This window comes from Mesorhizobium sp. M7A.F.Ca.CA.002.15.2.1 (assembly GCF_003998715.1).
In the GTDB taxonomy this organism is placed as follows: domain Bacteria; phylum Pseudomonadota; class Alphaproteobacteria; order Rhizobiales; family Rhizobiaceae; genus Mesorhizobium; species Mesorhizobium ciceri.
In genome coordinates this window covers 1-8319 of sequence record NZ_RZPI01000197.1, presented here as the reverse complement: position 1 = coordinate 8319, position 8319 = coordinate 1, and the positions used below count along the sequence as shown (strand labels likewise).

The following is an 8319-nucleotide window of genomic DNA, read 5'->3' as shown; positions in this document are numbered from 1 at the left end:
ATGATCGATGAAGCTTTCCGGGGCTTCGGCCAGGTGACCGCCAAAGACGATCAGATCGGGATTGAGCAAATTGGTCGCCGTCGCTATGGCCGTCGTCAGATGCCGGAGCGCCGCGTTCCAGACGTCGGGATATTTCTCCACCGCGGCCAGCAGGCGCCTGGGATGAGGCGTGTCGATATGGGCGGCGCGGGCCAGCGCGCGTTCGGACAGGAATGTCTCCAGGCAGCCCACATTGCCGCAGGCGCAACGCTCGCCATCCTCGACCACCTGGACATGGCCGAGCTCGACGGCCCCGTAGCCGCCGGGACGGAACGGCATGCCGTTGATCACCAGGCCGGCGCCGAGGCCGGTGCGCAGATAGATGTAGAGCAGCGCGGTCGTGTCGCGCCCGATGCCGTAGCGCGATTCCGCCAGCGCCATCGCGCTGACATTGTGCTCGACCACCACCGGCATGCGCAGCGCCGTTTCGAGCTCGTCGGCGAACGGCACGTCCTTCCAGTCGTAATTGACCGACTGCAGGTTGCGGCGGCGCTTGGTGTCCACCGGTCCCGGCACGCCGAGCCCCAGGCCGATCAGGCGCGAACGGTCGACGCCGGTCTTCTTGATCAATTGCTCGACGATCCGCACCACCATGCCGATCACCGCGGCGGGTTCGCTGGTGGCGGTGTCGAAATGCTGCGAGGCCATGGCTTTCGAGGCGGCCCTGAGGTCGGTGATGGTCGCGTCGATCGTTCCCGCGCCAATGTGCACGCCAACCACGGACAGGGCGTCGGGCACCAGCGCGACGCCGATCGCCGGCCGGCCGACGGGTGCATCGCCGGCAGTGGCCTGGTTGAGCTCGACCACGGTGCCTTCCCGCAGGAGATGGGCCGTCAGATGGGTCAGGGCGGTGGGTGACAGCGAGGTGCGCCGCGCCAGTTCGGCGCGCGACTGCGGACCGTCGTCGCGCAGGATTCGCAGGATCGCTCCGTGGTGCGCGCCCATTCTTCCTCCCTATTATTTTCTAATGTTAATAAATTAATTAAGCCTGTCAAGCACGGCAAAGCGCGGCTTGCGACTGGCATCGATGCACCTGGCTTTCACCCTACCCTGCCGCTGGAGTAGGGGCATTGACGCGAAGGGAGATAGCGGGGAAGGCAAGGCCGTCATGAGTAGGTCGAAGATCAGCCAAGCGGAGACGGCCACCTATGCCGCTTGGCTCCCGCGCGCTAAGGGGCGGTGGCAGCCGAGCGCTTGAACAGGATGGTCACCCGCGTGCCCTCGCCGGCGCTCGACGTCACGTCGAACTCCGCCTTGGCATTCTCGGTCAGCGAGCGGGCGATCAGCGCGCCGAGTTTGCCGCGCTTGGGCCAGCTCTCGCCGTCCGGCAGGCCAATGCCGTCATCGGCGATCACGATGCGGCAGCCATCGCCGTCAACGATGCTGTGCAGCGTGATCGTGCCGCCGTCACGTCCCTGGAAGGCATGTTTGAGCGCATTGGTCAAAAGTTCGTTCACCACCAGCCCGGTCGGCATGGCGACATTGATCGACACCGGATAGGTGTCGACCTTCATGTCGAGGCGGATGCCCTCGACCGCATGCGAGTTCATGACCGCCGACGCGATCTGGCTGAGATAGACACCAAGATCGACCTCATCCTTGCCATCGTCCCCCGACAGCGTCTGGTAGAGGATCGCCAGCGCATCGACGCGCCCCGCCAGCCTCTCGAAACGCTTCTGGTCCGGTTCGGCCGCGTTGCGCGTCTCCATCCGGATCAGCGCGGTGATCATCTGCAGATTGTTCTTCACCCGGTGCTGCAGTTCGCGCAGCAGCGTGTCCTTCTCACGGATGCGCTCGTCGATCGATCGCGCATCTTCGGTTTCGCCATGGGCCGAAACGTCGACCAGCGCCACCAGCCGGAAGCAGGCCTTGCCATTGTCGTCCTCGATGACGTTGGAATAGACGTCGACGATAGTCGGTTGGCCTTCCTTCCGCTCCAGCCGGAACGTGCCGATGAAATCAGTGTCCTCGACCACGGCCTCGAACAGCGGCCGGTCCTTCTGCTTGTGCAGGCCGGTGCCGGAAAGCGCCGCCCAGTGTTGGCGAGCGAGCATCGCCGCCTTGAGGCCGGACAGTTTCTCGAATTCCGGATTGGCATAGACGACACGCTCCTTCGAACCCAGGTCCGAGACGGCAATGGCGATCGGCACCTGGTCGAGGAACTTCTTGAACTGTTCGCTTTCGAGCGCGCTGGCAAGGTCCGGCGTTTCGAGCAGCTGCCCGACCGCTTCGGCCTTCTGTGTATCGGATGTCATCTGCGGCGCCTGTGCTGTGTGGGCACCATCAATAACAGCGATGCGATCACCCCGCCATCGCCAAACATGGAGTCCGCATTTTCACGCCCCGCATCGGCGATGGCGGCGTGTCTGCCGAATTGACGCCGCTGCCTGAGAGTGCCTCAGGAGGCCGGCTTCGACGCCAGCCGTGGACCGGTCTTGACGTCGACGATCTCCGGCTTGGCGCTGTCGACCGCGCCATCCCAGCCGCCGCCGAGCGCCTTGTTGAGGGCGATGTAGTTGGTCGCCAGCAGGACGCGGCTTTGCAGCAGCGAGTCCTCGGCCGAATAGAGCGAGCGCTGGGCGTCGAGCACGTCGAGGAGGCTTGTCTCGCCGGCCTTGTAGAGCGTGCCTTCGAGACTTGCCGCCTCGCCATAGGACTTCGCGGACGAGGCGAGCTTGCCGATCCGGATGCGCTCCTGCGACAACAGCACCAGCGCGTTCTCGACATCCTCGAGCGCCGTCAGCACCGAAGACCGGTAAGCGATGAAATACTGATCGCGTTGCGCCTTGGCGACCTCGACGGCCGCCTGCAATTGGCCGGCATTGAACAGCGGCACACTCAGCGTCGGCCCGAACGACCAGCCGATCGACGAATTCTTGCCGAGATCGCCAAGCTTCAGCGCCGCCGTGCTGATGTCTCCCGTCAGGCTGACCGAGGGATAGCGGGCGGCTTCGGCCTGGCCGATCTTGGCGGTATATTGCGCATATTGGCGCTCCGCCATGCGCAAATCGGGCCGCGATAGCAGGAGGTCGGCGGGAATTCCGGTGGGCATCGGCAGGCGCGGTGCAGGAATGGGCGCGACCCGCTTCAGCCGCTCGTTGAGCGAGGCAGGCGGCCGGCCGGCCAACACCGCGAGACGATGCACGGCCTGCGCATAACTTGCCTCCAGCGTCGGAACGGCGGCTTCGGTGCTCGCTGCCTGACCCATTGCCTTGGCGACATCGGCGGCGGTCGCCGTGCCCGCCTGCGCCATGGTGCGGGTAAGTTCGGCGGTCTGTCTTTGCGACGCGGCCGAACGACGGGCGAGCGCGATGCGGGCCTGGTAGCCGCGCGCCTGGGTATAATAGGAAGCGACATCGCCGACCAGGGTGAGAAGCGTCGAGCGCAGTTCCTCCTGCGAGGCGTTCAGCCCGTAGTGCGCGGCCTCTACGCCCCTCCGGTTGGCGCCGAACAGGTCGAGCTCCCAGCTTGCATCGAAGCCGGCCTGGTACTCGCTGTAGGTGGCGTCAGAGCCTGATGTGGTCTCGGCCGACTTGTTGCGGGAGGCCGAGCCGGAGCCGTCGGCCGAAGGCAGCAATGTGCCGGCACTCTGGCGATAGCTGGCGCGCGCCTCGCGGATTTTTGCCTTGGCGGTGGCGACATCGAGATTGCCGGCAACCGCTTCCTCGACAAGCGTGTTCAGCTCGGGATCGCGTAGCCGCTGCCACCATTTTGACAGTCGTGCCGGCTGGGCAGGCTTTGTCGGCTTCTGGCCGCTCCAATTCGCCGGCATTGCCAGTATCGGTGTCTGATAATCCGGACCGACGACGCATCCCGCGAGCAGGACAGCGGTGAGCATAGGCGCAAGAAGCCGCCTCGCGGCCACCGAGCCACGTTCCAAACCTGTCATGTGAAGTTTTCCTTATTGCTGGGTGGCCGTCACCGGCGTCTCGCCCGTATCTGGTTTGGCCGCCCTGCCCTTGAAGATGCGCCGCACCGTGACGAACAATAGCGGCACCAGGAAGACGCCGATCACCGTCGCCGCGATCATGCCCCCCATCACGCCGATGCCGACCGAGTTCTGCGCGCCCGAGCCCGCACCGCTGGCGATCGCCAGCGGCAACACACCGAGGATAAAGGCCAGCGACGTCATCAGGATCGGCCGCAGCCGTTGTCGCGCCGCCTCCAGCGTCGCCTCGACCAGCCCCATCCCGGCGGCCTGCCGCTCGATGGCGAACTCGACGATGAGGATGGCGTTCTTGGCGGCGAGACCGATCGTGGTCAAAAGGCCGACCTTGAAATAAACGTCGTTGGACTGGCCGAACAGGCTGGCCGCCAGCAGCGCGCCGAAGATGCCGATCGGCACCGACAGCATGACCGCGAACGGGATCGACCAGCTCTCATAAAGTGCGGCCAGGCACAGGAACACGACCAGCGCCGAGATCGCATAGAGCGACAGCGCCTGGTTGCCGGAAAGCTTCTCCTGGTGCGACAGCCCGGTCCACTCGTGCGAATAGCCGGCGGGCAGTTGCGCGACGAGCTTGTCGATCTCGTCCATGGCGGCACCCGAGCTGACGCCCGTGGCCGCCGCGCCCTGGATCTCGACCGCCGCCGACCCATTGTAGCGCTCCAGCCTGGGCGAGCCGAATGTCCAGTGGCTGGAGGCAAAGGCCGAGAACGGCACCATGTCGCCGCTGGCGTTGCGGACCTGCCATTTGTCCAAATCTTCCGGCTGCATGCGGAAGTTCGGGTCCGACTGCAGATAGACCGGTTTCACCCGCCCGCGATCGATGAAGTCGTTGACGTAATCGCTGCCCCAGGCGGTCGAAAGCGTGTTGTTGATGTCGGCCAGGCTGACGCCAAGCGCGCTGGCCTTCTCCTGGTCGATGTCGACCGAGAATTGCGGCTGGTCTTCCTGGCCGTTGGGCCTTGTGTTGGCGAGCACCTTGCTCTGCCCGGCCAGGGCCAGAAGCTGGTTGCGCGTCTGGATCAGCGCGTCATGGCCGGCGCCGTTGACGTCCTGCAGGTAGAAGTCGAAGCCGTTGGTGTTGCCGAAGCCCTGGATGGCGGGAGGCGCGAGCGCGAAGACCTGCGCGTCCCTGATCTTCGAAAACGCGCCCATCGCACGGCCGGCGATGGCCTGCGCGGCGGAAGCCGGCGATTTGCGCAGGTCGAAATCCTTCAGCCGCACGAAAGCGATGCCGACATTCTGCCCTGCGCCGCCGAAGCCGAAGCCGGAGGCGGTGAACACCCCGTCGACGGCGTCCTTCTCCTGGTTGAGATAATGGTCGGTCACTTCTGCCAGCACGCGCTCCGTGCGATCCTGCGTCGCGCCGACGGGCAGCTGCACGCTGGTGATCAGGATGCCCTGGTCCTCTTCCGGCAGGAACGAGCTCGGCAGCCGGGCAAACATCCAGCCCACGGCAACGACGATGGCCAGGAACACGACGAGGAAGCGCCAGGATCGGTTGATGATGCCGTGCGAGCCGTCGCGGTAGGCAAGCGTGCCGCGATCGAAGACACGGTTGAACCAGCCGAACGGGCCGGTCTGCGTCGCATGGTCCTTGGGCGGCCGCAGGATGGTGGCGCAAAGTGCGGGCGTCAGCACAAGGGCGACCAGCACGGACAGCACCATCGCCGAGACGATGGTCACCGAGAATTGCCGGTAGATGATGCCGGTCGAGCCGCCGAAGAAAGCCATCGGCACGAACACGGCCGAAAGCACCGTGGCGATGCCGATCAGCGCGCCGGTGATTTCGTGCATCGACTTGCGCGTCGCCTCCTTCGGCGACAGGCCTTCCTCCTGCATCACGCGTTCGACATTCTCGACGACGACGATGGCGTCGTCGACCAAGAGGCCGATGGCCAGCACCATGGCGAACATGGTCAGTGTGTTGACGGAATAGCCGAACAGCGACAGCACGCCGAACGTGCCGAGCAGCACCACCGGCACGGCGATCGTCGGGATGATGGTGGCGCGCAAATTCTGCAGGAAGATGAACATCACCAGGAACACCAGCACGATTGCTTCGGCCAGCGTCTTGACCACCTCCTCGATCGACAGCCGCACGAAAGGCGAGGTGTCGTAGGGATAGACGACCTCGACCCCTTGCGGGAAGGTCGAGCTCAGCCGGGCGATCGTCGAACGCACCGCTTCGGCGGTGTTGATGGCGTTGGCGCCGGTCGCCAAATTGACGGCGACGCCGGCCGCCGGCTTGCCATTGTAATTGGCCTGCGTCGTATAGCTTTCGGCGCCGAGCTCGACGGTGGCGACATCGTTGAGGCGGACCAGAGAGCCATCGGTCTGGCTCTTCAGGATGATGTTGCGGAACTGTTCGGCGGTCTGCAGCCGGCTCTTGGCCGTCACCGTGGCATTGAGCTGCTGGCCCTTGCGCGCCGGCAGGCCGCCGAGCTGGCCGGCCGAAACCTGCGTGTTCTGTGCCTCGATGGCGGTCGCCACATCGCTCGGCATCAGGGCATATTTGGCGAGCTGGTCCGGATCGAGCCAGATGCGCATGGCATAGCCGGAGCCGAACAGCTGCGTCGAGCCGACGCCTTCGACGCGCTTCAGCGTGTCGTTGACGGTGGCGTCGACATAGTCGGCGAGATCGGTCGAGTTCATCTTGGCGTCGGTCGAGACGAAGCCGATGACCATCAGGAAGCCGGTCGAGGATTTGGAGACGGTGATGCCGTTGCTCTGCACCACCTGCGGCAGCTGCGACTGCACCAGCTGCAGCTTGTTTTGCGTCTGCACCTGGGCGGTATCGGGATCGGCCGCTGTGGTGAAGGTCAGCGTGATCGAGGCCGAACCGGTCGAGGTCGACGTCGCCGTCATGTAGTCGAGATTGTCGATACCGGTCATGCCTTGCTCGATGACCTTGGTCACCGAGTTCTCGACCGTCTGCGCGTCGGCGCCCGGATAGGTGGCGCTGATGTTGACTGTCGTCGGCGCAATCTGCGGATATTGCGAGATCGGCAGCGAGGTGAGCGCCAGGAGGCCGCCCAGCATGATCACGATGGCGATCACCCAGGCGAAGATCGGCCGGTTGATGAAGAATAGTGACATCGCTCAGTTCCCGGTCGCGGCGGCAGGCGCCGGTTTCGCCGCATTGGACGCGGCCGGTGCGGCGGACGTGCTCTGCCCGCGGTCCTTGACCTCGCCGGTCGTCTCGTCGATCGTCACTTCGACACCCGTCGCATCGCCGCCGGGGCGCACCAGTTGCATGCCCTCGACGATGACGCGGTCGCCGTCGCCGACACCCGAATCCACCAGCCAGTTGTTGCCGACGCTGTTGCGCACGGCGAGCACGCGCGTCTCGACCTTGCCCTGCGCATTGATGACCATGGCGGTGGCCTCGCCCTTGGTGTTGCGGCTGACGGCACGCTGCGGCACCAGGAAACTGTTCTGGGCAACGCCCTCCTCGACCAGTGCCCGCACATACATGCCGGGCAGAAGCAGGCGGTCGGGATTGGGGAACTCGGCCCTGAGCGCAAAGGTGCCGGTGGTCTGGTCGACATTGGCGCCGGCGAATTCCAGCTTGCCGGTCTGCGTGTAGATGGTGCCGTTCTCGAGCTTCAGCTTCACGCTGACATTGGGCCCGCTGAACTTCAGCCGCCCTTCCGAGATCGCCTGGCGCAGATTGAGCAGGTTGGTGCTCGACTGCGTGACGTCGACATTGATCGGATCGAGGGCACGGATGGTGGTCAGCACCGTGTCCTGGTTCGCGGTCACCAGCGCGCCCGGCGTCAGCGTGGACTTGTCGATGCGCCCGGCGATCGGTGCCGTGATGGAGGTCCGGTCGAGGCTGATGCGCGCCGTCTCGGCACTGGCCTTGGCCGAGGCGACATCGGCTTGCGCCTGCGCCAGCGTGGCGGCGGCATCGTCATAATCCTGTTTGGAAACAACGTTCTGCTTCAACAGGCCGGCATAACGGTCGAACTTGGCCTGCGCCGTAGGCACCGCCGCTTCCGCCTTCTGCTGTGCGGCGACCGCGCTATCGTAGGACGCCTTGTAGCTCGCCGGATCGATGAGGTAGAGCGGCTGTCCAGCCGCCACCTCGCTGCCCTCCTTGAACAGGCGCTGCTGGATAATGCCGTTCACCTGCGGGCGCACTTCGGCAACCAGCGAGGCCGCCGTGCGTCCCGACAGTTCGGCGGTGATCGCCACCGATTGCGGATGCAGGGTGACGACGCCGACTTCCGGTTTGCCGGGCGCGCCCATGCCTGCGGGGGCGCTGCTCTCCTGCGAGCAGGCCGCCAGCAGAAAGGCGGATGCGAACATCGCGGTCCAGGGCGCCAGAC

Annotated in this window: 5 protein-coding genes; all 5 read right to left on the bottom strand. The window is 65.2% G+C overall.

The annotated features are described in order from the left end of the window. On the bottom strand, positions 1 to 984 hold a 984-nt coding region (locus ENZ74_RS13560), incomplete at its 3' end, for an ROK family transcriptional regulator (protein WP_164761023.1). A 224-nt stretch (positions 985 to 1208) separates the two neighbouring features. After that, positions 1209 to 2294 (bottom strand): histidine kinase dimerization/phosphoacceptor domain -containing protein, encoded by a 1086-nt coding sequence (locus ENZ74_RS13555; RefSeq protein ID WP_063168598.1) that lies wholly within the window; start codon positions 2292 to 2294, stop codon positions 1209 to 1211. 143 nt (positions 2295 to 2437) lie between these two features. Next, the gene (locus ENZ74_RS13550) at positions 2438 to 3928 is read right to left on the bottom strand and encodes an efflux transporter outer membrane subunit (protein WP_063168599.1); all 1491 of its coding nucleotides are present in this window, start codon (positions 3926 to 3928) and stop codon (positions 2438 to 2440) included. A gap of 12 nt (positions 3929 to 3940) precedes the next feature. Then, a complete protein-coding gene (locus ENZ74_RS13545) occupies positions 3941 to 7084 on the bottom strand; it encodes an efflux RND transporter permease subunit (protein ID WP_063168600.1) in 3144 nt (1047 codons plus the stop codon). A 3-nt stretch (positions 7085 to 7087) separates the two neighbouring features. Then, on the bottom strand, positions 7088 to 8317 hold the full coding sequence (locus ENZ74_RS13540) for an efflux RND transporter periplasmic adaptor subunit (RefSeq protein WP_281059705.1): 1230 nt from the start codon (positions 8315 to 8317) through the stop codon (positions 7088 to 7090). Positions 8318 to 8319 lie beyond the last annotated feature (2 nt).